Genomic DNA, 21,546 nt, shown 5'->3' with positions numbered 1-21,546 from the left:
TCTGAGGGGACACGGGCTAGACGATTGCTGCCTGGTTGAACTGCGTGCCGGAAGCGTCGGGGGCGTCGAGGGCGGCGCCCTGCTTTTCGACGCGCGCCGCCACGCGGGAAATCACCAGGAACGGCACCAGCAGCAGGAAGCTGAATCCGGAGAGAATCGCCGTCAGCGGCACGTAACCGAGGGTTTCGGCAATGAAGGTGCCGAACAGGGGCGAGAAGGCTGAGCCGATCAGGTAGGTGCCGCTCAGCGCCGCCGACCAGAAGCCGCGCACATCCAGCGCCACGGCAACGGACACCACGTACATGAACGCCAGCGCGTAGACGGTGTTCCAGGCGATGATCACCAGCATGTAGGTGCCGGGGTCGTGGACCAGGCCTGCGGCGAGCTTCAGTCCGCCGCCCAGCAGCAGGAGGACCAGCAGCGGGATGGTCCGGCCGAGGCGGTCGCCGAGGTAGCTGGCGATGGCGCCGAAGACGAGGCCCCCAGCGGTGGAGATGCTGAGCATGAGTCCCATGTCGGCGTCGCCTATCCCTGCCTGCCCGGCACCCATGGACCCGGCCACCGCCCAGAGCGAATCCTCGCCCAGCGCCCAAAGGCCGAAGCAGGACAGCAGGCTGAAACCGGCAATCGTCACCAGTAGCGGCGCCTTACGGGGAACCGCAGGTGATCCCCCGACGTCGGACGCTCCCGCAGCGTCCGACGCTGCGGTACCGGGTGCCGCGGTTCCGTCGGACGCCGCAGCGGCCGGCATCCAGCCGGAGGTCAGGGCGAAGGCGAGCGCCAGGAGCGCCAGGATCCCGAATGCGCTCAGCATCCCGGTGCCGAACATCGGAATGAGCGCGAGGACCACCGTGACAATCGCGCGGTTGGCGAGGCCGCTGATGCCGGACATCCGGTTCGGGTTCCGCAACGCAGCGAGCGCGGCGCCGCTGGAGGAGATGGCACCGCCGCCGCCCAGGCCACCGAGGATGATGCCGGCGATGGCCACGGGGGTCAGCGGAACGAGGGCTGCCGCACCGAAGCCGGCCGCGGCGAGGAAGAGGCCGCCGCGGGCCACCACGTACCGGCCGGAGCGGGCCGACCAGCGTGAGGTCAGGAGGCAGCCCACGGCCGTACTCAGCAGGCAAGCGGTCATCACGGTTCCGGCGGCGGTGGGTGTGAGGCCGTGCCCGTCCACGAGGGCGATGATCATGAACGGCACCAGGTTGGCGGCCATGAAGCCGATGACGCCGATGCCGAAGGTCGAGATACCGCGGCGCCAAGTCAGGGGGACGCGGCCGCTGGCATCCAAGGTGGGGGAAGTGCTCAAGGAATTCTCCGGGTCTGTGAGGCCGCGCCATTGCGGCCGGGCGGGATCCTGGCTGAGAGCCGGATCACTAAACGAAAGGCTTTCGTTTAGTATGCGGGCTGAGTCCGTCATCACACAAGTGGAGGTCCGGAAACCACAGCCGGAACGGCTCAGGAAATCACAGTCCGGCAGCCCGGCGTCGCAGTCCTTCGATCAGGATTTCGAGGCCGAATTCAAAGGCAGTTCCCGCCCGGTCGGCCAGCCCGGAGGCATGCTCCACGGCACGGCCCAGGGCGGTCCCGCCGCCCGGCGCCACCTCCCACACGTTGCCCGGCGCGGAGAGATCCAGGGCCGCGCCAATGGCGAAGCTGTCGATCACGGCCAGGGCCGAGGCCACATCACCTCCCCTGAAGCCGGCCTCCTCCAGGGCCGAGGACAGCCGCTCGTAGAAGGCGATCACCTGGGGGTTCCGGACGGTCTGCATCACCAGCAAGGGGGCTGTGCGCGGGTGCCGGGCGAAGCCCTCGCGGTACTCCCGGATTTCCAGCCGCAACACCTCATCCCATGGCGTCCCCGCCGGCGGAACCGGGCTGTCCTCCGTGATCCGGCCGCGGACGAGCTCCAGGATCTCCTCGCGCCCCGAGACGTGATTGTAAATGGAGGACTGGCTGACGCCGATCTTCCGCGCCACCTTGGGCAGGCTGAAGTCGCCGCTTTCGTCGATCAGCTCAAGGGCCGCCGTGACCACGGCGTCGACGGAAATCAGCGGTTGGGACGGGCGCGCCATGCAAGGACTCCTGGGGTTCGACTGGTCCCCAAGGTATCAGCGGCGGGCTCTTGGAAGGCCATGCACCGGCGCCCATACTTAGGTGCATGAGCGTCGAGTCCCGGCCCCCGTCGGCGGACACCGCCGAAACCTTGCCTGCCCGGCCAGCAGCTGCCCCTCCCGCACCGGGTGCGCCCACGGACGGCCCCCTCACCCGCGAAGAGCTCCACCTCGCCTCCCGCAACCATGCGCAGCCCCTGGAAATGCTCCAGTGGCCCATCACCCCGATCGGCATGCATTACCTGCTGATCCATTTCGACATCCCCCGGATCGACCCCACCGCCTGGCGCCTGCGCATCGGCGGACTGGTGGACCATCCGCGCGAGTACACGCTCACCGAGCTCAAGCACCGCGAGCGGCGCACCGTTCCGGTGACCATGGAGTGCGCCGGCAATGGCCGCTCGCTGATGGAGCCGCGCCCGGTCAGCCAACCCTGGGACCGCGGCGGCTTCGGCACGGCGGAATGGACCGGGACGCCGCTGGCCCCGTTACTGCACGACGCCGGGATCCCGGCTGACGCCGTCGAACTCGTCTTCACGGGGGCGGACCGCGGGATCCAAGGCGGAATCGAGCACCAGTACGCCCGCAGCCTCAGCGTCTCCGACGCGATGTCCGGCGACGTGCTGCTCGCCTACGAGGTCAATGGCCAGCCCCTGCCGCCCCAGCACGGCTACCCGCTCCGGCTCCTGGTGCCCGGCTGGTATGGCATGACCAGCGTCAAGTGGCTGAGCTCGATCGAGGCGATCGACCACGCCTTCGAGGGCTACCAGCAAGCCGTCGCCTACCGCTTCACGCAGTCCGCGGAGGAACAGGGAGCACCGGTGCAGCGGATCATGCCCCGGGCGTTGATGGTCCCGCCGGGAATTCCGGATTTCTTCACCAGGGAGCGCTTCGTCGACGCCGGGCCGGTGCACCTCAGCGGCAGGGCATGGTCCGGGCACGGAAGCGTGGACCGCGTGGAGGTCTGCGTGGACGGCGTCTGGGCCGAGGCCGAACTGGAGCCGGCCATCGGGCCGCACGCCTGGCGCGGCTGGAGCTTCACCTGGATCGCGTCCCCCGGAACCCATGACCTGGCCTGCCGCGCGAGTGACAGCTCCGGCCTGACGCAGGCGGAGCAGCCCGGCTGGAACTACCAGGGCATGGCCAACAACGCCGCCCAGCACCTCACGGTGACGGTCCGGGAGTAGCTGCGTGAAAGCGGCCAAGGGTGGCTCCAAAAGCAGCAGCGACTACGAATTCCTGACCGTGTGGCGCGTTGCCGGGACACCCAGGGAAGTGATGGACGTCCTGGGCGACGCCGGAACCCTGGCCCTGTGGTGGCCTTCGGTGTACCTCCGCGTGACACCCTTGGACCCCGGCAATCCGGACGGCACGGACAAGAGTTTCATGCTGCACACCAAGGGCTGGCTGCCCTACACCCTGCGCTGGAAACTCACCGTCACCGAACCCATCACCGAACACGGCTTTGCCCTTACCGCCACCGGCGACCTGAACGGCACAGGCCGGTGGACCTTCGAGGCCGACGGACCCGAAACCGTCATCAGCTACGACTGGCGGGTGACCGCCTCGAAGCCCCTGATCCGGCGTTTGGGCTTCATCTTCAAACCGGCGTTCGCGGCGAACCACCGCTGGGCCATGGCGCGAGGGCAGGAAAGCCTGGCCCTGGAACTGAGGCGCCGCCGGCCGGGGAACAAGGCCACGGTCCCGCCCCCGCCCCAGCCCACCTTCGCGGGGCGGTACCGCTGGCCAAGGAGCACCACGCATGCCTGAAGGCAGGAAGGAACCCGACAGCAAGAAGGAACAGGTCCACTGGCTGCCCGAGCCCGAGGCACAGGACTACCCCGCCGCCGGCGACTACCTGTCCCTGCTGGAATCGGACGACGTGGTGGCCTCCGTGGTGGCGGCGCTCAGGTCCGCTCCCATCAAGCACCGCAAGGCCAAGGACATCCTCCGGGCCGCACGGCTGGCGCTGCTGCCCGAGGACAACGCGCATGTGGCCTCGGACCTGCGGAAAATCCGGGACGGCAAGAAGCTCTCGCCCATCCTGATGGTCCGGGGCGACCTCGCCCGGGGCATCCCGGCCCTGATCGCCGACGGCTACCACCGCGTCTGCGCCAGCTACTACACGGACGAAAACACGGACATCCCCCTCAAGCTGGCCGACGCTCCGCGGTAAACTGCCGCCGACGCCGGACGCGCGGAAGGAGGAATCTGTGTCGTTCTTTCAGCTGTCGCTGATAGCCGCCGTCGCCCTCCTCGGGCCCCTGCTGGCCCTGCCTCGGACATGGCACCTCCCGGTGGTCCTGGGGCAACTGCTGGCGGGCATCGCCATCGGCCGGACCGGACTGGCCCTGGTGGACTCCTCGGATCCCACCTTCACCTTCGTGGCCGATGTCGGTTTCGCCCTCATCATGTTCGTCGCCGGTACGCACGTGCCGGTCCGGGATAAGGCCATCCGGCCAGCGCTCGGCGCCGGAGCCCTGCGGGCACTGATCGCGGCCGGGCTCGCGGCCGCCGTCGGGATCGGCATTGCCTTCGCCTTCGGCACCGGACACGCGCCGCTGTACGTCGTGCTGCTGGCCTCCTCCTCCGCGGCCCTGGTGCTGCCGATCGTCGATTCGCTGCAGCTGGCCGGGCCGAAGGTCCTGACGACGACGGCGCAGGTGGCGATCGCGGACATCGCCTGCATCGTCGCGCTCCCCCTGGCCGTCGACCCGCCGAACGCCGGACGCGCCGCCGCCGGGGCCGCCGTCGTCGCCGGATCTTCGGTGGTGCTGTTCTTCATACTGCGCTGGCTGGAACGCAGCGGCACGCGGGGACGGCTGCACGATGTGTCCGAGGACCGGAAGTTCGCTTTGGAGTTGCGGATCCAGCTGGCGTTGCTGTTCGCGTTGTCCGGGCTGGCGGTGGCCGGGCGTGTGTCCATCATGCTGGCCGGGTTCTCCTTCGGCCTTGTGGTGGCGGCCGTGGGCGAACCGCGACGCCTGGCCCACCAACTCTTCGCCGTCAGCGACGGTTTCCTGGGCCCGGTGTTCTTCGTCTGGCTCGGCGCTTCCCTGGACCTGCACACCGTCGCGGGCAGCCCGCGGATGATCCTGCTGGGGCTCTGCCTGGGCTTCGGGACCCTGCTGGTCCACGGCAGCCTGCGCCTGCTCGGCCAGCCCCTGCCGCTCGCGGTCCTGGCGGCCTCGCAGCTCGGCGTGCCCGTTGCCGCGGCGACGATCGGCACCCAGCTGCACCTGCTGGAACCGGGGGAAGCCGCGGCGTTGATCCTCGGTGCCCTCATCAGCATTGTGGCGAGCGCCGTGGCGGGATCGCGGGCGGCGCGCACCTTCGCCCGGCCGGAGAAGGTGGCCGGCTAGGGGCCGGGGCACCTTCGGCAAGAAGTCTGCCTGACTGAAGTAGCCCGTCTTTCGCCTCCCAAAACCGAAAAACTGGGGACTGGCTTGCGGCTGAAAAGGCAATAGAGGGGCCATTTCGGTCACGGTTAAAAGGATGGCGCCCGGAACATCACGATCCGGGCGCCATTTCCGTGCCCGCCGCCGTGGCGTGGTTGACTCAGGCAATCGCCGCCGCAAGGCTGGGCGCATGACTACTGCGCGCGCCAAGAAGGCCTTCCTGTTCACGACCGCGGCAGCCTCGCTCCTGCTGGTGGCGGGTTGCGGGCAAGGCCAGAACCCGAGCTCGGCCTCCTCGTCAGCCACTACTCCGAGTGCCTCGCAGGGCCCCTCGGACAGCAGCAGCGCGTCCGGACCGGCCAGCGCCACCGGCAGCGCCTCGGGAACGCCGTCCGCCGGACCGGGCCTGTGCAAGTCCCCCTCGCTCACCCCGAGCGTCGACTCCACGGGCGGCGGCGCAGCGGGCAGCGTCTACCAGAAGCTCATCCTCACCAACTCCGGCACCACCCCGTGCATCCTCAAGGGCTATCCCGGCGTCTCCCTCGTGAACGCACCCACCGGCGGCCCGATCGGAGCGCCCGCCGACCGCGATACCTCCAAGGCCCCCGTGGAGCTTCTCCTCAAGCCGGGCGACTCGGGCACCGCCGTGCTCCGTTACACCCAGGCCGGACTCTACCCGGACTGCACGAAAGCTGCGGCCACGGGATTCCGGATCTACCCGCCGGAGGACACCGGCTCCGTGTTCCTCGCCCAGAAGCGTGAAGCCTGCAGCAACACCAGCATCAAGCTGCTGACCATCGAGGCATTCCAGGCGAGCTGACCGCCGCCTCATCCTGCCCGGGTCCTTACTGTCAGTGCCGTGCGGCATGATGGAGGAATGCAGGAGGAGCCGCCTGGCGGGACTAAGCCCAGCGCAGTGATGGAGTCGTTCAGCCGCGCCACCCGGGAGTGGTTCCTGGGCGCCTTCGCCTCCCCCACCCCCGCTCAGGACGGCGCATGGCGGGCCATTTCCTCCGGTGCCCATGCCTTGGTGGTTGCGCCCACCGGCTCGGGCAAGACGCTCGCCGCATTCCTATGGGCACTGGACAAGCTGCTGGCTCCCCGCGTCGCCCAACCGCTGGAGGCGCCGCCGGCAGGCAACCCGGTCCGGGATGCGAAGGCGGCCAAGCGCGGCACCCGCGTCCTGTACATTTCCCCGCTCAAGGCCTTGGGCGTGGACGTCGAACGCAACCTCCGCTCGCCCCTGATCGGCATCACCCAGACGGCCAAGCGGTTAGGGCTGCCGGCACCGATCGTGAGTGTCGGCGTCCGTTCCGGGGATACGACGACGGCGGAGCGCCGCGCGCTGCTCAGCCACCCGCCGGACATCCTCATCACCACTCCCGAATCCCTCTTCCTGATGCTCACCTCCCGTGCCCGGGAAACGCTCATGGACGTGGATACCGTGATCGTGGACGAAGTCCACGCCGTGGCCGGCACCAAGCGCGGTGCCCACCTTGCCGTGTCCTTGGAGCGCCTCGACGCCTTGCTTCCGAAGCCGGCCCAGCGGATCGGGCTGTCCGCCACCGTGGAGCCGCGGGAACTCGTGGCCCAGTTCCTGTCATCCTCGGCGCCGGTGGAAATCGTGGCCCCGGCGTTCACCAAGAACTGGAAACTCGCCGTCACCGTCCCTGTGGAGGACATGTCGGACCTCGCGGGCGCGGCCGGGGCCTTCGACTCGGGTCCGGCGTCCGGGCTGCAGCCGCAAGCATCCATCTGGCCGCATGTGGAGGAGAAGATCGTTGACCTGGTCCTCTCCCGGCAGTCCACCATCGTCTTTGCCAACTCCCGGCGCCTGGCCGAACGCCTCACGGCCCGGCTGAACGAAATCCACGCCGAACGCCAACTCACGCCCGTGGACGTGTTTTCCGATGCCGCGGCCGGTTCCGCCCAGGACTTCGGGGAGCCGCAAGGGGCGCCATCGCTTCCCGGCACGTCCACCGCCACGCCCGCGCACATGATGGCCCAGGCCGGCAGCACCAAGGGGGCCGATCCCGTGCTGGCCCGGGCGCACCACGGCTCCGTATCCAAGGACCAGCGGGCCATGATCGAAGACGATCTGAAGTCCGGCCGGCTGCGCTGCGTCGTGGCCACCTCGTCGCTGGAGCTTGGCATCGACATGGGCGCCGTGGACCTCGTGATCCAGGTGGAATCGCCGCCGTCGGTGGCCAGCGGGCTCCAGCGCGTCGGGCGTGCCGGGCACCAGGTGGGCGAAATCTCCGAGGGCGTCCTCTTCCCCAAGCACCGGGCCGACCTCGTCCATACCACCGTCACGGTGGAACGCATGCTCAGCGGCAAGATCGAACGGCTGCACATCCCCGCGAACCCCTTGGACATCCTGGCCCAGCAGACCGTCGCCGCGGCGGCGCTGGGGAGCATCGACGTCGAGGACTGGTTTGCCACGGTGCGGCGTTCGGCGCCGTTCGCCACCCTGCCGCGTTCGGCCTTCGAAGCCACCCTGGACCTGCTTTCGGGCCGGTACCCGTCCGATGAATTCGCCGAACTGCGCCCGCGCATCATCTGGGACCGCAACGCCGGCACTATCGAAGGCCGGCCCGGCGCCCAGCGCCTCGCCGTGACCTCCGGCGGCACCATCCCGGACCGCGGGCTCTTCGGCGTGTACATCATCGGCACGGAAAACGAAGGCTCCGGCTCCGGGACAGCCTCCGGGCAGGAGGCGGGAACGCCGTCGCGGGCTCCCAAGGGCGGGCGCCGCGTAGGCGAGCTCGACGAGGAAATGGTCTACGAATCCCGGGTGGGGGACATCTTCGCCCTCGGCGCCACCAGCTGGAAGATCGAGGACATCACGCACGACCGCGTCCTGGTCTCCCCCGCTTTCGGGCAGCCCGGGAAGCTGCCGTTCTGGAAAGGCGATTCCCTGGGCCGGCCCGTGGACCTCGGCCGGGCGCTCGGCGCCTTCGTCCGCGAACTGTCCGCCTCCGATCCCGCGCCGGCGCTGGAACGCTGCAAGGCCAGCGGCCTGGACGACTTCGCCGCCGGCAACCTGCTCCAGTACCTGCGGGAGCAGCAGCAGGCCACGGAGGTGGTCCCGAACGACCGTACGCTCGTCGTCGAACGCTTCCACGACGAACTGGGCGATTGGCGGGTTGTCCTCCACAGCCCCTTCGGCATGCCCGTCCACGCGCCCTGGGCCCTCGCCGTCGGGCAGCGCCTGCAGCAGCGCTACGGACTGGACGGTTCCGCCATGGCCGCCGACGACGGCATCGTGCTGCGGGTCCCCATGATGGAGGACGAGCCGCCCGGCGCGGAACTGTTCCTCTTCGAGCCGGACGAACTCGAGCAGATCGTGACGGCGGAGGTAGGCGGCAGCGCCCTGTTCGCCTCGCGTTTCCGCGAGTGCGCCGCCCGGGCCCTGCTGCTCCCCCGCCAGAACCCGGCCAAGCGGCAGCCGCTCTGGCAGCAACGCCAACGGTCCGCCCAGCTGCTGGACGTGGCGAAGAAGTACCCGCAGTTCCCCGTGGTGCTTGAAACCGTGCGGGAGTGCCTGCAGGACGTCTACGATCTCCCGGCGTTGAAAGACATTGCGGGCGCCATCGAACGCCGGGAACTGCGCCTCGTGCAGACCACCACTCAGCAGCCCTCCCCCTTCGCGAAATCGCTGCTCTTCGGCTACGTGGCCCAATACCTCTACGAGGGCGATTCCCCCCTGGCCGAACGGCGCGCTGCGGCCCTCGCCCTCGACTCAGCCCTGCTGAACGAACTCCTGGGCCGGGTGGAGCTGCGCGAACTGCTCGACGCCAAGGTCATCGAAAGCACGGAGCTGGAGCTGCAGCGGCTTGTTCCGGACCGCCGGGTCCGGGGCCTCGAAGGGGTCGCCGACCTGCTGCGACTGCTCGGGCCCTTGGATGCGGATGAAGTGGCCGCACGCCTCGAGGATGGCACCACCACCGAGGCGGCCGGACACCTCGCAGCGCTCCGCAAAGCCAACCGTGCCCTCACCGTGACGCTGGGCGGGGTGGAACGGTTTGCGGCCATCGAGGACGCGGCCAGGCTCCGCGACGCCGTCGGGGTCCCCCTTCCCATGGGCGTCCCGCTGGCTTTCATCGAGCCCGTGGCCGATCCCCTGGGCGACCTCGTGTCCCGCTACGCCAGGACCCACGGCCCGTTCACCGCGGAAGAGGCCGCCGCCCGCCTGGGGCTCGGGGCCGCCGTCGTGCGCACCGCCCTGAAGCGGCTCGCCGCCGACGGCCGCGTGGTGGAAGGCGAGTTCCGGCCGCACCCGGTCGCCGAAGAAACTGCGGGCGGCAATGCGGCGCCGGAAAACGCCGAATCAGTGCTCCCGCCTCCGGCCAGCGAATGGTGCGATGCCGACGTGCTGCGCAAGCTCCGGCGCCGTTCGCTGGCGGCCCTGCGGGCCGAGGTCGAACCCGTCGAGGCCGCCGCCTACGGGCGGTTCCTGCCCGACTGGCAGAACGTCCGCCAGCCCGGAAGGTCCCGCGCCGGCTCGGCGTTGCGCGGCCTGGACGGCATCATGACTGCGGTGGACCAGCTTTCCGGGGTGCCGGTTCCGGCGTCGGCGTGGGAACCGCTGGTGCTGGCAAGCCGGGTGGCCGACTATCAACCGGCCATGCTGGACGAGCTCATGGCCGCCGGCGAACTGCTCTGGGCCGGGGCCGGTTCGCTGCCGGGCAATGACGGCTGGGTCAGCCTGCACGTGGCAGACTCCGCCGAGCTGACCCTGAACCCGGACCCCGGGTTTGAGCCGGCAGACGCGCAGCTTCGCCTGCTCGGGCACCTGCGCGACGGCGGCGGGGCCTACTTCTTCCGCCAGCTCACTGACGTCGCGGGCGGCATGGACGCCGTTCTCAGCGACGACGCCGTGGTGGCCGCGCTCTGGGATCTCGTGTGGGCCGGGCGGGTCACCGGCGACACTTTCGCACCGGTGCGGGCGCTGATTGCCGGCGGCAAGACAGCCCACCGGCAGATTGCCCGGCCGCCGCGGGCCCGTTCGCTGCGGCTGGGCCGGATCGGCCGCGCGCACGGGATCGGTACGGGCGGGATCGGCACGGGCGGGGGCTTCGGTTCGCCGGGTCTGACCGGTGGCCGCTACGGGTCCCTTTCCGGCGGCGGCGCGGCGACGCCGCCCATGGCGGTTGGTCGCTGGTCCGCCCTCCCCGTGCCGGAGCTCGACCCCACCCTGCACGCCCGCGGCACCGCTGAGCTCCTGCTGGACCGCTACGGCGTGGTCACCCGCGGCTCGGTGATCGCCGAGAACATCCTGGGCGGCTTCGGGCTGATGTACAAAGTGCTGGCCCGGTTGGAGGAAGCGGGCCGCTGCCGCCGCGGGTATTTCATTGAACACCTCGGGGCCGCACAGTTCGCTGTTCCCGCCACTGTGGACCGGCTGCGTTCCTTCGCCGAGGACGCCCGCGCGGAGAAAACGGAACCTTCCGCTTTGGCCCTCGCCGCCACCGACCCCGCCAACCCCTACGGCGCAGCGCTGCCCTGGCCCGCTCTGTCCGCCGATGCCGCGTCCGGGCACCGTCCAGGCCGGAAGGCGGGCGCGCTGGTGGTGATGGTCGACGGCGCCCTGGCCCTGTACGTGGAGCGCGGCGGCAAGACCCTGCTCACTTTCAGCCAGGACGACGGCTTGCTGGCCGCTGCCGCTGCCGCGCTGGTGGACGTGGTGCGCCGCGGAGCCGTGGACAGGCTCTTCATGGAAAAGGCCAATGGCCAGGACCTGCTGGGCACGCCGATCGCCGAGGCCCTTGCCGCGGCCGGAGCCTACTCCACTCCGAAGGGCCTGAGGATCCGTGCCTGAGGGAGATTCGGTCTGGCGCGCAGCCAAGGAGCTGCACCAGGCCCTGGCCGGGAAAGTCCTGGTGTCCTCGGATTTCAGGGTGCCGCGCTTTGCCACCCTGGACTTGTCGGGCTGGACGGTGGAGGAGGTGGTGCCACGGGGCAAGCACCTGCTGATGCGGGTTCGGGAGTCCGCCGGCTCCGGGCGCACCCTGACCATCCATTCGCACCTGAAGATGGAGGGCAGCTGGCAGGTCTATGCCCCGGGAGGCCGGTGGCGGAAACCCGGCCACACCGCCAGATGCGTGCTGCGCACGGCCTCGGCCGACGTCGTCGGCTTCTCTCTGGGCATCCTGGAAGTCATCCCGACCGGGGAAGAAGACCGGGTCCTGGGGCATCTGGGTCCGGACCTGCTGGGTCCCGGTTGGGACGCGGACGAGGCGCTGCGGCGGCTGGTGGCGTCACCGGAGACGCCCATCGGGCTGGCCCTGCTGGACCAGTCCAATGTGGCAGGGATCGGGAACATCTACCGCTGCGAGTCGTGCTTCCTCTCGCGGGTGCATCCGGCCCTTCCCGTGGCTTCGGTACCCGACCCGGCCGCGATCCTGGCCGACGCCAAACGGCTCCTGGAGGCCAACCTCGGGGCCGGGCCCCGCTCCACGCTGGGTCCGCGGGCCCTCCGCCCGGGCTACTGGGTGTACGGGCGCGAACACCAGCCGTGCCTGCGCTGCCGCACGCCCATCCGGCGCGGAACCCTCGGGAAATCACCCGGCTTGGAAGAACGGACCATCTACTTCTGTCCGAACTGCCAGCCGGTGCCCTGAGAACGACATTAACTGCCAGCTACCTGGGCTTGCGGCACAGACTTTTCCGTCACGGACTCTTCCGTCGCGCTGTTCTCCGCCCCGCTGTTCTCCGGCACGCGCACCTCCGGAACGCCCTTCTCCGGAACCGCGAACAGCGGAAGCAGCAGCTGGACCAGTGGCCCGATCGCCAGGGCGTAGACCACGGTGCCCACGCCCACCGAGCCGCCCAGCAGCCAGCCGGATCCCAGCACCACCACTTCGATCAGGGTGCGGGACAGGCGCACGGACCAGCCAGTGCGGCGCGCCAGGCCGGTCATGAGGCCGTCACGGGCGCCGGGGCCGAGCCGTGCCCCGATGTAGCAGGCAGAGGCGATGGCATTGAGCAGCACCGCCCCGGCGAGCATGGCGATCTGACCGCCCAGGTGCGAGAAAGCCGGGAGCAGCGCCAGGCCCAGGTCGGCGAAGATACCCACAAGCACGGCGTTGGCGAGGGTGCCGAAGCCGGGCATCTGCCGCAGCGGGATCCACAGCAGCAGCACGAGGAAGCTGACCACCACCACCACGGTGCCGATGCTCCAGCCAAGCTTCCCGGCGAGCCCCTGGTGGAACACGTCCCAAGGATCCAGGCCGAGGCTTGCCCTGATGAACATGGCCAGGGAGATTCCGTACATCGCGAGGCCGATCAGGAGCTGGGTGATTCTGCGGGTCATCATGGCTCCATGATTCAAGAAAACTGGCATTGCTTTCCATAGCCAGTTTGAAATACTGGTCTGGTGCCTTCCCCAACGAACCCCTCAGGCTCCCTGAGCCCCGCAGCGCTGGCCCGCCTCCTTGGCGCTTGGAACACCGGCGGCTCGGCGGCCTACCGCGAGCTGGCCGACGTCGTGCGCCTGCTGGTACTGGACGGCCGGATCGCCCTGGATGTAGCACTGCCCAGCGAGCGCGCCCTCGCCGAAACGCTCGGCGTCAGCCGCACCACCGTCACCGCCGCCTACGCAGGGTTGCGCGAGCAGGGCTTCCTGAGCAGCGGCCAGGGAAGCCGGGCGCGCACCCGGCTCCCGCACCGCGTGACCCCGGTCCACGCTCCGGGCCTCGTCGCTCCGGACGGCGTCCTTGACCTTGCCTACGCATCGCTGCCGGCCACCGGCGAGATGGTGCACCGGGCCTTCGCGGACGCCCTGACTGAATTGCCGGCGCTTCTGCCGGGCTTCGGTTACGACCCCCTCGGCATCCCGGTGCTGCGCGAAGCGATCGCCGCGCATTACACGCAGACGGGCGTCCCGACGTCGGCATCCCAGATCCTGGTGACTTCCGGCGCGCAGCACGCGCTGAACATCATCCTGCGCACGCTCGCCGGCCGGCAGCAGAAGGTCCTGGTGGACCACCCGACGTACCCGAACGCCCTGGACGCGATCCGGGCCTCGGGATCGCGGACGGTTCCGGTGCCGCTGCCCGCTGCTGTTCCCGGCATCCCGGGAAACGGCACCCCGGGAAACGGCACCCCGGGAAGCGGCGGGGCGGGCTGGGACATCGACGCCATGGTCACCGCCATGCGGCAGCAGCGCCCCGCCATGGCCTACCTCCTGCCCGACTTCCACAACCCCACCGGGCGCGTGATGTCGGACCTGCAGCGCCGCCGCCTGGTCCGGGAGGCGGCCGGGACGGGTACGGTCCTGGTGGTGGACGAGACCCTGCGCGCCCTGGACCTCGACGGCGTCCGCACCACCCCGCTCGCCGCCTTCAGTCCCGCGGTGGTCTCCATCGGCTCGCTCAGCAAATCGCATTGGGCAGGGCTGCGGACGGGGTGGATCCGCGCGGAGGAAGGGCTCTTGGCACGTTTCGTGGCGGCCCGGACCACCATGGACCTCGGCGGTCCCGTCGTGGAGCAACTCGCCGCCGCCCGGCTGGTGCGCGACTTCGCCGAACCGCTCGGCGAGCGGCTCGAGGCCCTGCGGGGCAACCGCGAAACCCTGCTTCGCCTGCTGGGCGAACACCTTCCGGAATGGAGCTTCGAACGCCCGCGTGGCGGCCTGACCGTCTGGTGCAGGCTGCCGGCCGCGTCGAGCACGGCGCTGGCGGTCCTGGCTCCCGAGTTCGGGCTGCGGCTGGCCGCTGGGCCGCGTTTCGGCGTCGGCGGTTCCTTCGAACATTTCCTGCGGGTGCCATTCACCCTCCCGCCCGAGCAGCTAACGACGGCGGTCCTCGCCCTGCGCGCCGCGCAGGACCGTTTGGACGCCGCGCCCCAGCTGCGCCGGACCCTGAAGGAACCGCAGGCCGCGGCGATCGCCTAAGGTCCGCGCGTTGTGAGGCCCGCTCTATGTCCCTTGGCTCTTCGAAAGGACGTGGAGCGGACCCCGCATTCTTGTTTTCTAGGCGTACACCTTCGCCAGGAACGCGCCCCAGGCCTTGGCGGTGGCTTCGGAATCGCCGCTGCCGCTGAAGTCGTGCACGGTCATGCCCACGGTGGCGCCGAAGGAGTTGCGGCCGAAGAAGCGGTACAGGGCGTCGCCGGTGCGCAGGCCCAGGAAGTGCTCGTTGGAGAAGTCGAGCTCCCCGCTCAGCCGCCCGACGCCGTCAACCTCCACCGCGACCGGCGAACCCTGCGCCACGCCGTCGACGCCGAGGGCCTTCTTGAGCCGGACAAAGCCGTCCGGGGTCTGCGACGCCGCCGGAGCCTGGATGTCCGTGAAGACCACGGGTTTGCCGTCGAAGTGCTGCAGGTACTGGCCCAGGGTGTGCAGGTAGAAGGCGGTGTGCTTGCTGGCGCCGTCGTACTGCTCGTCCCAGTTGTCCTGGAAGATGCCGCTGTGCACGTAGTGGAGCTTCGCGCGGCCGCCGTCGAGCGGTTCGATGACGTGCTCGAGCTGGTTGAACCAGCCATCGGGTCCGTCCATGCGGTTGACGAGGTGGTTCGGGTATTCCTCCACAGTGTTGACCGAGGGCCACCCGTCCGTGGGGAACATCCAGGCCGCCGTGCCGTTCGTGACGGCTTCCCAGACCCGCTCAGGAGTGCCGGGGATTTCGCCGTCGAAGACGATTTCGAATTCGCGCTTGTCAGTCATTGCTTTGGTCCTTTTCCTTGAGTTCTGTGCTTTCTTTGGGTGCCTTGAGTGCGGGATGGAGTACGACGACGAGCCGGTGCTTGCGCCCGCCGGCTGCCGTGCCGCTTGGGTTACCTGTGCCGTCGTCGTGGTATTTGTCCACGAGCCGGGTGACCGCGACGCCGAGCTCCTCGGCAAAAGCCGCGCGATCCGCGGCCGTGTGGAAGGTGATTTCGCCGTCGATAGCGAAGCTCGCAAGCTTCTTCTTCGCCGCTGCGGCGCCGGCGATGAGCTTGCCCATCTCCTGGACGGTGCGGCCGGCCAGCGCCAGGAGCCAGAACGCGGAGAAGCGGTCGGCGAAGCGCCGGGGATCCGGCGCCACCGAGGCCAGGGCGACCGGCGAGATCAGGTAGGAGGCCGCCGTCGCCCGCAGGATGCGTTCGGTGACGTTGCCCTTCTTCCGCTCCTCCACAAGTTCCACCAACCCGTGGCCTTCGAGCGCCTTGAGGTGGTAGTTGACCTTCTGCCTGGGCAGGCCCACCTTGGCGGCGAGCTGCGTGGCCGAGGCCGGCTCGGCCAGCTCCTGGAGGATGCGGGTGCGAATCGGATCCAGCGACGCTTCCGCGGCGGCAGGGTCCTCGATCACTTCGATGTCCAACATGCGTCCATCATGCCTGCCGACAACTTTTTTTGTCAAGAACTTTTTTTCCGTCGGCGCTGGGTGGGCTCCGGAGTAGAGGTGGGCGCATGTAAGGGACCAAACGGCCCCACCCGGTCAGAGCGCCTGCGCCACCTCGACGATCAAGCCCTCCGGCCCACGGATGTACGCCAGCCGGTAGACGTCCTCATAGTTCACGAGCTCCCGGACCAGTCCGTAGCCGGCGTCGCGCGCCCGGGCGACAACGGCGTCGACGTCCTGCACCTGGTAGCAGACGTGGGTGAAGCCGAAGGAATTCACCGGCCGGTCCTTCTCCCCCACGGGCTCCGGCGAGATGAACCGTGTGAGCTCCAGCTTTGTGCCGCCGCCGCCCGGCGAACTCACCATCGCCATGTCGACGCGGGTCCCGTCGAGGCCGTTGACCCGGTCCGCCCAGGGCCCGCCGACCTCCGACCGCCCCTCCACTTCGAAGCCCAGGGCCCGGAAGAAGTCCAGGGCCTTGCCGAGATCCTGCACGGTGGCACCCACGTGATCCATTCGGAAATCAGTCATGCGGCCAGACTACGCCCGGGCAGTCCGCGGGATGCAGCACGGCTCCCGCAACGGCCAACGTAGAATTGTCCGGTGATGCAATCCCCCCTTCCCGTGCGCGACGGCGTGAACGCCACCCGCTTGCGCCTCCCGGACGAGGGGCCGTGGGACACCGCAATGGATTACATGATGCACCGCTGGGGCCACATCGATCCGCAGGGCATCGAGGACCGCTTCGACGCCGGTGAGATCGTGGGCGAGGGCGGCGTACCGCTCAGCCGGCACACTCCCCTGGACCACCACACCTTCATTTGGTACTACCGCACGCTTCCGCAGGAGACCCGGCTGCCGGTGGAGATCAACATCCTGCACCAGGACGAGCACCTGCTGGTGGTGGACAAGCCACACTTCCTGCCCACCACCCCGGGCGGCACCTACATCCAGGAAACCGCGCTGGTGCGGCTGCGGAACCAGCTCGGCCTGCCGGACCTCATCCCCATGCACCGTCTGGACCGCATGACCGCCGGAGTGCTGCTGCTCTCCACCAACCCGGAAACCCGCGGCAAGTACCAGGTGCTGTTCGAGAAGCGCCAGGTGCAGAAAGAATACGAGTGCGTCTCCGCCGCTGAGCCTGCACAGGGCCATCCCGCCGTCGACTTCCCCGCGCTGGTACGCAACCGGATGGTGAAGTCGCGCGACTACCTGCTTGCCGAGGTGGTCGAGGGTGAACCGAACACCGAGACGCGCATCGAGCAGCTGAGGACGTTCGACGCCGGAGCGCACGGACGCCGCGCCCTGTACCGTTTGGAGCCGCACACCGGCAAGACCCACCAGTTACGCGTGCACATGGCGTCGCTGGGACTGGGGATCGTCAACGATGCCTTCTACCCGGAGCTGCTGGATAAGGCGCCCGACAACTACGCGAAGCCGCTGCAGCTCCTGGCCCGCGGGATCCGTTTCGTGGATCCGATCAGCAAGCAGCCGGTGGAGTACCGCAGCGAGCTGGAGTTGAGCGAGGCGCGGTAGCCCCTGCCCCGCCCCCTGCCCCTGGCTGAGCGGCAGGAATACCATGGGACTGCTGGGTCAACTCTTCGCTTTGCGGCCAGCGCCGCATTGGCTTCCAGGAGGATCCGTGAAGCACCACAGCAGCACCCGGCTCCCTGAACTTCCGGGCGACCGGACCGCATCCGCGTTCGCCTACACCGCATCTGCCGCGGGCGTGGCCGGGGTGGCCACACTGGCGGCCATGTACGCGTTCGAAGTGCCCAGAGGCGGGCCGTACATTTTCGGAACTACGAACGATGCAATCGGCGGCGTCTTCAACCTCCTTGTCATCCCGGTCATCTTGCAGGTCCACCGGCGGCTGCCGGGCAGCACGGCCAACGAGAGTCTGAAGTGGGTGGTGGTGGGCGCGAGCGTGGCTGGTTCGGCCAGTTCCTTCCTGTTGGTCTTCCGGGTGCTGGAGTTCGTCCCGTCCACCATTGCATCGGTCACCGCCATGACGATCCAAGCGGCATGGTTCTTCCTGGCCCACCGGAAACTCCTGAAGCAGGACGACTTTCCGCGGGACCTTGCCCGGCTCGGCAGGTTCATTGGCGCGGCACTGTTGATCGGCCTGCCCATCGCGGGCCTGGGCTACGCGTTGCCCGGCCCGGACGCGCTCCGCTGGACCGTCACCGGGATTGGCGCGGCGCTCGGTGCCGTCGGCTGGGTGCTGTGGCCCTACTGGTACTTCCGTGCGGGCCGCGCCCTCAGCCACGCGCATGCGACGGCGGCAGGACACGCGGCACCGCAGGCGGGGTGAAGCACGCTACTCCGAAGTCAGCCGGGCGATGATTGCCGCGTGCGGCCGGTGCCCGGCATCGGACCTCGTATGCGTTTCGACAATGGAGAACCCGGCCGTTTCAAGGAGCCCTGAGAATCTATCCACGGGCCAGGAGTATGCATCCGTCACCGCGTGGGGGAAGCGCCGCAACTCCCCTGATTCGAAGAAGCCAAGGAGCAGCCCGCCCCCGGGAGCGATGGCACGGGCAAACTCCCGCAGCACCGGTGCCACGTTCTCCGGAGCGAGGTGGATCAGGGAATACCAGGCGAGCACACCGGCCAAATGGCCCTGCGGAACCCCGAGGCTGCGCAGCGATCCGACATTGAACGGCACCGAGGGAAACCGGATGCGGGCGTGCGCGATGAAGTCAGGCACGAGGTCAATCCCCGCAACGTCGGCCCCGTTGTCCGCCATGAAGCCCGTCCACTGCCCCGGACCGCAACCTGCATCAAGAACCGGCCCCGTCAACGTGCGCACCCATTCTGCGACGAGGTGTCTGTCCTCCGGATGCGCTGCCTCGATCGACCCGAAGAGTCCGGTGTACTCATCCGCCCGCGCCGTGTAGGCGCTCCGCACCCCCGCGTCCGCCTCGATCACCCTTCACGCGCTTCCCGGAAAACCGCCACCATTTCCTGGCTGAACAGCACGAATTCCACCAGCTCAATGCCGCTTTCCGGCTGGGAGGCAGCAAAGCCGCTGACGGCGTCGAACGCTGTTTCGGCAACCTCGTCCGCGTCCCAGCCGTAGATGCCGGCGCTCACCGCGGGGAACGCCACAGACCCCGCGCCAAGGGACCCGGCAAGCTTCAGGCTTTCCCGGAAGCACGACGCCAGCAGCGCAGGGTCGGTCTGCCCGGCATGCCGGTTCGGGCCCACGGTGTGGATGACCCAGCGGGCGGGGAGCCGGAAGCCGGGGGTCGCGACGGCGGCACCTACCGGCAGCCCGCCCGGCAGTTCCGTGCGCCGCAGTTCCCTGCAGGCTGCCATCAGCTCGGGGCCGGCGGCCCGGTGGATGGCGCCGTCCACTCCCCCGCCGCCGAGCAGGGAGGAGTTGGCCGCGTTGACGATCGCGTCAACGGCACGCGTGGTGATGTCCCCTTGAACCAGTTCGATCCGCATATGCCCAGTCTTCCACTGCCGGCGCCCTTGGAGTGCGGTAATTTGTGCGCATGGACTTGAGCACGGCGGAGGGCTGGGGAGGGGCGATCTACCTCTGGATCATCCCGATGGTCCTTGGCGACGCCGTCTTCCCGCCCGTGCCGTCGGAAATGGCCGTCATCACCGGCGGAGCGCTGGCCGCCGAAGGCACCGTGAACCCCTGGCTGGTCGCACTGTTGGCTGCGGCGGCGTCCTGGCTGGGCGACATCATGGTGTTCCAGCTGTTCAAGCGCCGCCTCAGCCACGTGCTGGACCGCTGGAAGTGGGGCCGCCGGGTACACCGCGGTATCCACGAAGCGATCGCCAAGGCCGGCCGTTCTTCCACCTACGGGGCGATCATCGGCGCCCGCTTCATCCCGGGAGGACGGCTCGCGACGTCGGCCGCCGCCGGGATTGCCGACGTCTCCGCCCGCGGGTTCAGCCTTTGCGCCGCGCTGGGCGGCATGCTCTGGGCCGCCTGGCAGACGGGCCTTGGCTACTTCGCCGGTTCCACCACGAAGCTGCCGTTCTGGGCGAGTTCGCTGATCGGGGTCGGCGTGGGCCTGCTGATCGGCGTCGTGGTCGGCGTAATCGTCACCCGCAAGCGCGGCAACCGCTCCCCCGTGGACGAGCCGCTGGACATGCTCCAGGAACCCAGGCAGGACGGTCCAGAACCGGAGACCTCGTGAAACCGCCCGCTGAAATGAAGAAAACAGGCTCAAATTTCGTCCGGTAACCCACGGTTCGTCGGGTATTTTGCCGCAGGCTCTAGAAAGCCGGCTCCCAGACCTCGACGCCGTCCGCCCCCACCGCGATGACCTCGCGCCAGCGGTCGAACACCGAGCACGGGTGCGAGATGCCGAGGTCCACGGTGTCACCGACCTCGAAGCCCACGGCGCCGTCCACGATCGCGTGGTGGTCGAACAGCTTGGTGAGCGTAGCGGCCGAAGCCGACCCGCCGGAAAGCACCTCAGCGCCCCGGTAATGTCCGACGATCACCGGCAGCCCGGCGTCGTACGCGAGTTCGCGCTTGCCGGCATTCAGGATCACGCGGCCCGGCTCGGGCGCGGACACCACCAGGGCACGGACCACCGCGGCGGCTTCGAGGCCGGGCACCGGGGAGACGCCGGCATAGGTGCCGTGGTCGTGCACCACATAGCAGCCCGAACGCAGCACGTTCACGGCGCCGGCCGGCAGGAACATCGCGGCGCGATCCTGGAACGCGGACCCGCCCACGGTAAACACCGGTTCCGCCACGTCATACTCAAGGGACTCGAAGATGTCGCGGGCCAGGCGGCAGTGGGAGTCGACAGCGGCCAGGTTCTCCTCCGTGCGCACGTTCGGGGCCACGCCCTCATAGGCGCTGACGCCGGCCAGCAGCAGCCCCTCGGCCGCCACAACCAGCGCCGCCAACGGCCCGGCCTCCCCCGGCGCGCGAATGCCGGTGCGGCCGCCGGAAATCCCGACGTCGATCAGCACCCGGAGTGGGCGGTCGGCCCCCTCGAAGACCTCCGCCGCCGCGGCGACGCCCGCCGCCGAGTCCACCAGCGCGTAAATCTCCAGCTCCGAGGTGGCGAGCATCGAGCGCAGCTGTTCGAGATGCGCGCGGAACAGCACCTCGTTGGCGACCAGGATCCGGGTGGCACCCCATTCCACGGCCTTCGCGGCCTGGGCGGTGGTGGCCACGGTGACGCCCCAGCACCCGGGCAGCTGCCGCCGGACGATCTCCTCGGTCATCGTGGTCTTGATGTGCGGGGCCAGCACCATGCCGTGGTCCCGGGTCCACGCCTCCTTGATGGCAATGTTGCGCTCGATCGCACCCACATCCAGGAGCATCTGCGGCAGGGTGTCCAGCACGAGGGCAGGGTCAAGGGCAGTCATGGCGTTCGCTCTTTCTCAGACGGGCATCCACTTGCCGCGGCTGCGGCGCAGCACGGACAGGGAACCGGTCAGCGCAACGCGTTCGACGGCGTCGCGCATCATCTCAGCCGAGAGGCGGGCTTCGCTGTTCTCGCCTTGGTAGTCGCGCGCCTCCACGAGGAAGCGCAGCACGATCTGCGGAACCCCGCCCACGATGCCCAGCTGGTCCGATTCCACATGGTGCCGCGTCTCCAGGGCCTCGACGGCCGAGGCGATGACGGACTCAGGCTCATTTCCGGGCCGCAACCCGGTGATCTTCAACTTGGCTTGGAAAGACGGCACCCAACAACCCTACAGAAAGGCGAGCGACCCCAAGAC

The 21,546-nt window shown here is 69.2% G+C and carries 21 protein-coding genes; 11 read left to right on the top strand and 10 right to left on the bottom strand.

What is annotated here, in order from left to right:
• Window positions 1–16 precede the first annotated feature (16 nt).
• A complete protein-coding gene (locus DWV11_RS13985; protein ID WP_210725755.1) occupies window positions 17–1,309 on the bottom strand; it encodes an MFS transporter in 1,293 nt (430 codons plus the stop codon).
• 157 nt (window positions 1,310–1,466) lie between these two features.
• Window positions 1,467–2,075: a TetR/AcrR family transcriptional regulator gene (locus DWV11_RS13980; RefSeq protein WP_115789524.1), complete on the bottom strand. Its 609-nt coding sequence runs from the start codon at window positions 2,073–2,075 to the stop codon at window positions 1,467–1,469.
• Window positions 2,076–2,161: 86 nt separating this feature from the next.
• Between DWV11_RS13980 and DWV11_RS13975 the strand changes: the two genes are divergently transcribed.
• The 7 genes from DWV11_RS13975 (at window position 2,162) to DWV11_RS13945 (ending at window position 12,135) form a co-directional block, all read left to right on the top strand.
• Entirely contained in the window at window positions 2,162–3,301 is a 1,140-nt protein-coding gene (locus DWV11_RS13975; protein ID WP_115789523.1) for a sulfite oxidase, read from the top strand.
• A gap of 4 nt (window positions 3,302–3,305) precedes the next feature.
• Complete coding sequence (locus tag DWV11_RS13970; protein WP_245953642.1) at window positions 3,306–3,884, top strand: SRPBCC family protein; 579 nt, start codon at window positions 3,306–3,308, stop codon at window positions 3,882–3,884.
• The gene (locus DWV11_RS13965) at window positions 3,877–4,290 is read left to right on the top strand and encodes a hypothetical protein (RefSeq protein WP_115789522.1); all 414 of its coding nucleotides are present in this window, start codon (window positions 3,877–3,879) and stop codon (window positions 4,288–4,290) included. Before DWV11_RS13970 ends, DWV11_RS13965 begins: the two co-directional genes overlap by 8 nt.
• Before the next feature lie 37 nt (window positions 4,291–4,327).
• Window positions 4,328–5,476, top strand: coding sequence for a cation:proton antiporter (locus DWV11_RS13960; RefSeq protein WP_115789521.1), 1,149 nt, complete (start codon window positions 4,328–4,330; stop codon window positions 5,474–5,476).
• A gap of 226 nt (window positions 5,477–5,702) precedes the next feature.
• Window positions 5,703–6,332 (top strand): DUF4232 domain-containing protein, encoded by a 630-nt coding sequence (locus DWV11_RS13955; protein ID WP_115789520.1) that lies wholly within the window; start codon window positions 5,703–5,705, stop codon window positions 6,330–6,332.
• Between the two features lie 57 nt (window positions 6,333–6,389).
• Window positions 6,390–11,333, top strand: a complete 4,944-nt coding sequence (locus DWV11_RS13950) for an ATP-dependent helicase (protein WP_210725754.1) — start codon at window positions 6,390–6,392, stop codon at window positions 11,331–11,333.
• Window positions 11,326–12,135 (top strand): Fpg/Nei family DNA glycosylase, encoded by an 810-nt coding sequence (locus tag DWV11_RS13945; protein ID WP_115789518.1) that lies wholly within the window; start codon window positions 11,326–11,328, stop codon window positions 12,133–12,135. The genes DWV11_RS13950 and DWV11_RS13945 overlap by 8 nt, the downstream gene beginning before the upstream one ends.
• 8 nt (window positions 12,136–12,143) lie before the next feature.
• On the opposite strand, the gene yczE is transcribed toward DWV11_RS13945, so the two are convergent.
• Window positions 12,144–12,830: a membrane protein YczE gene (yczE, locus tag DWV11_RS13940; RefSeq protein WP_115789517.1), complete on the bottom strand. Its 687-nt coding sequence runs from the start codon at window positions 12,828–12,830 to the stop codon at window positions 12,144–12,146.
• Between the two features lie 60 nt (window positions 12,831–12,890).
• On the opposite strand from yczE, the gene yczR reads away from it, so the two are divergent.
• Complete coding sequence (gene yczR / locus DWV11_RS13935) at window positions 12,891–14,408, top strand: MocR-like transcription factor YczR (RefSeq protein ID WP_115789516.1); 1,518 nt, start codon at window positions 12,891–12,893, stop codon at window positions 14,406–14,408.
• Window positions 14,409–14,486: 78 nt separating this feature from the next.
• Here yczR and DWV11_RS13930 read toward each other — a convergent pair whose 3' ends face one another.
• The 3 genes from DWV11_RS13930 to DWV11_RS13920 form a co-directional block, all read right to left on the bottom strand.
• Window positions 14,487–15,179 carry an SRPBCC family protein gene (locus DWV11_RS13930; protein ID WP_115789515.1) on the bottom strand — a complete coding sequence of 231 codons (693 nt, stop codon included), beginning with the start codon at window positions 15,177–15,179 and terminating at the stop codon, window positions 14,487–14,489.
• The gene (locus DWV11_RS13925) at window positions 15,172–15,819 is read right to left on the bottom strand and encodes an ArsR/SmtB family transcription factor (RefSeq protein WP_115789514.1); all 648 of its coding nucleotides are present in this window, start codon (window positions 15,817–15,819) and stop codon (window positions 15,172–15,174) included. Before DWV11_RS13925 ends, DWV11_RS13930 begins: the two co-directional genes overlap by 8 nt.
• 114 nt (window positions 15,820–15,933) lie before the next feature.
• Window positions 15,934–16,368, bottom strand: coding sequence for a VOC family protein (locus tag DWV11_RS13920; protein WP_115789513.1), 435 nt, complete (start codon window positions 16,366–16,368; stop codon window positions 15,934–15,936).
• Window positions 16,369–16,443: 75 nt separating this feature from the next.
• On the opposite strand from DWV11_RS13920, the gene DWV11_RS13915 reads away from it, so the two are divergent.
• A complete protein-coding gene (locus DWV11_RS13915; protein WP_115789512.1) occupies window positions 16,444–17,373 on the top strand; it encodes an RluA family pseudouridine synthase in 930 nt (309 codons plus the stop codon).
• Between the two features lie 106 nt (window positions 17,374–17,479).
• Window positions 17,480–18,151: a hypothetical protein gene (locus DWV11_RS13910; protein ID WP_115789511.1), complete on the top strand. Its 672-nt coding sequence runs from the start codon at window positions 17,480–17,482 to the stop codon at window positions 18,149–18,151.
• Window positions 18,152–18,157: 6 nt separating this feature from the next.
• On the opposite strand, the gene DWV11_RS13905 is transcribed toward DWV11_RS13910, so the two are convergent.
• Window positions 18,158–18,649 (bottom strand): class I SAM-dependent methyltransferase, encoded by a 492-nt coding sequence (locus tag DWV11_RS13905; RefSeq protein WP_342767748.1) that lies wholly within the window; start codon window positions 18,647–18,649, stop codon window positions 18,158–18,160.
• A 116-nt stretch (window positions 18,650–18,765) separates the two neighbouring features.
• Entirely contained in the window at window positions 18,766–19,290 is a 525-nt protein-coding gene (locus DWV11_RS13900; RefSeq protein ID WP_115789509.1) for an O-acetyl-ADP-ribose deacetylase, read from the bottom strand.
• A gap of 50 nt (window positions 19,291–19,340) precedes the next feature.
• Between DWV11_RS13900 and DWV11_RS13895 the strand changes: the two genes are divergently transcribed.
• Window positions 19,341–19,997, top strand: coding sequence for a DedA family protein (locus DWV11_RS13895; RefSeq protein WP_115789508.1), 657 nt, complete (start codon window positions 19,341–19,343; stop codon window positions 19,995–19,997).
• Window positions 19,998–20,076: 79 nt separating this feature from the next.
• On the opposite strand, the gene DWV11_RS13890 is transcribed toward DWV11_RS13895, so the two are convergent.
• Entirely contained in the window at window positions 20,077–21,189 is a 1,113-nt protein-coding gene (locus DWV11_RS13890) for an alanine racemase (RefSeq protein ID WP_115789507.1), read from the bottom strand.
• A 15-nt stretch (window positions 21,190–21,204) separates the two neighbouring features.
• A complete protein-coding gene (locus DWV11_RS13885; protein ID WP_115789506.1) occupies window positions 21,205–21,510 on the bottom strand; it encodes a hypothetical protein in 306 nt (101 codons plus the stop codon).
• Window positions 21,511–21,546 lie beyond the last annotated feature (36 nt).

Origin of the sequence: Arthrobacter silvisoli (assembly GCF_003369445.1) — a bacterium.
Taxonomy (GTDB): Bacteria; Actinomycetota; Actinomycetes; order Actinomycetales; family Micrococcaceae; genus Arthrobacter; species Arthrobacter silvisoli.
The sequence above is the reverse complement of the archived record's forward strand: the minus strand, read 5'-3'. Positions and strand labels throughout refer to the sequence as shown.

Coding starts and splice junctions, on each gene's coding strand:
- DWV11_RS13980 (WP_115789524.1), bottom strand. CDS start 2,075: ATGGCGCGCCCGTCCCAACCGCTGATTTCCGTCGACGCCGTGGTCACG.
- DWV11_RS13975 (WP_115789523.1), top strand. CDS start 2,162: ATGAGCGTCGAGTCCCGGCCCCCGTCGGCGGACACCGCCGAAACCTTG.
- DWV11_RS13965 (WP_115789522.1), top strand. CDS start 3,877: ATGCCTGAAGGCAGGAAGGAACCCGACAGCAAGAAGGAACAGGTCCAC.
- DWV11_RS13955 (WP_115789520.1), top strand. CDS start 5,703: ATGACTACTGCGCGCGCCAAGAAGGCCTTCCTGTTCACGACCGCGGCA.
- DWV11_RS13950 (WP_210725754.1), top strand. CDS start 6,390: ATGCAGGAGGAGCCGCCTGGCGGGACTAAGCCCAGCGCAGTGATGGAG.
- yczE (WP_115789517.1), bottom strand. CDS start 12,830: ATGATGACCCGCAGAATCACCCAGCTCCTGATCGGCCTCGCGATGTAC.
- DWV11_RS13930 (WP_115789515.1), bottom strand. CDS start 15,179: ATGACTGACAAGCGCGAATTCGAAATCGTCTTCGACGGCGAAATCCCC.
- DWV11_RS13925 (WP_115789514.1), bottom strand. CDS start 15,819: ATGTTGGACATCGAAGTGATCGAGGACCCTGCCGCCGCGGAAGCGTCG.
- DWV11_RS13920 (WP_115789513.1), bottom strand. CDS start 16,368: ATGACTGATTTCCGAATGGATCACGTGGGTGCCACCGTGCAGGATCTC.
- DWV11_RS13915 (WP_115789512.1), top strand. CDS start 16,444: ATGCAATCCCCCCTTCCCGTGCGCGACGGCGTGAACGCCACCCGCTTG.
- DWV11_RS13900 (WP_115789509.1), bottom strand. CDS start 19,290: ATGCGGATCGAACTGGTTCAAGGGGACATCACCACGCGTGCCGTTGAC.
- DWV11_RS13895 (WP_115789508.1), top strand. CDS start 19,341: ATGGACTTGAGCACGGCGGAGGGCTGGGGAGGGGCGATCTACCTCTGG.
- DWV11_RS13890 (WP_115789507.1), bottom strand. CDS start 21,189: ATGACTGCCCTTGACCCTGCCCTCGTGCTGGACACCCTGCCGCAGATG.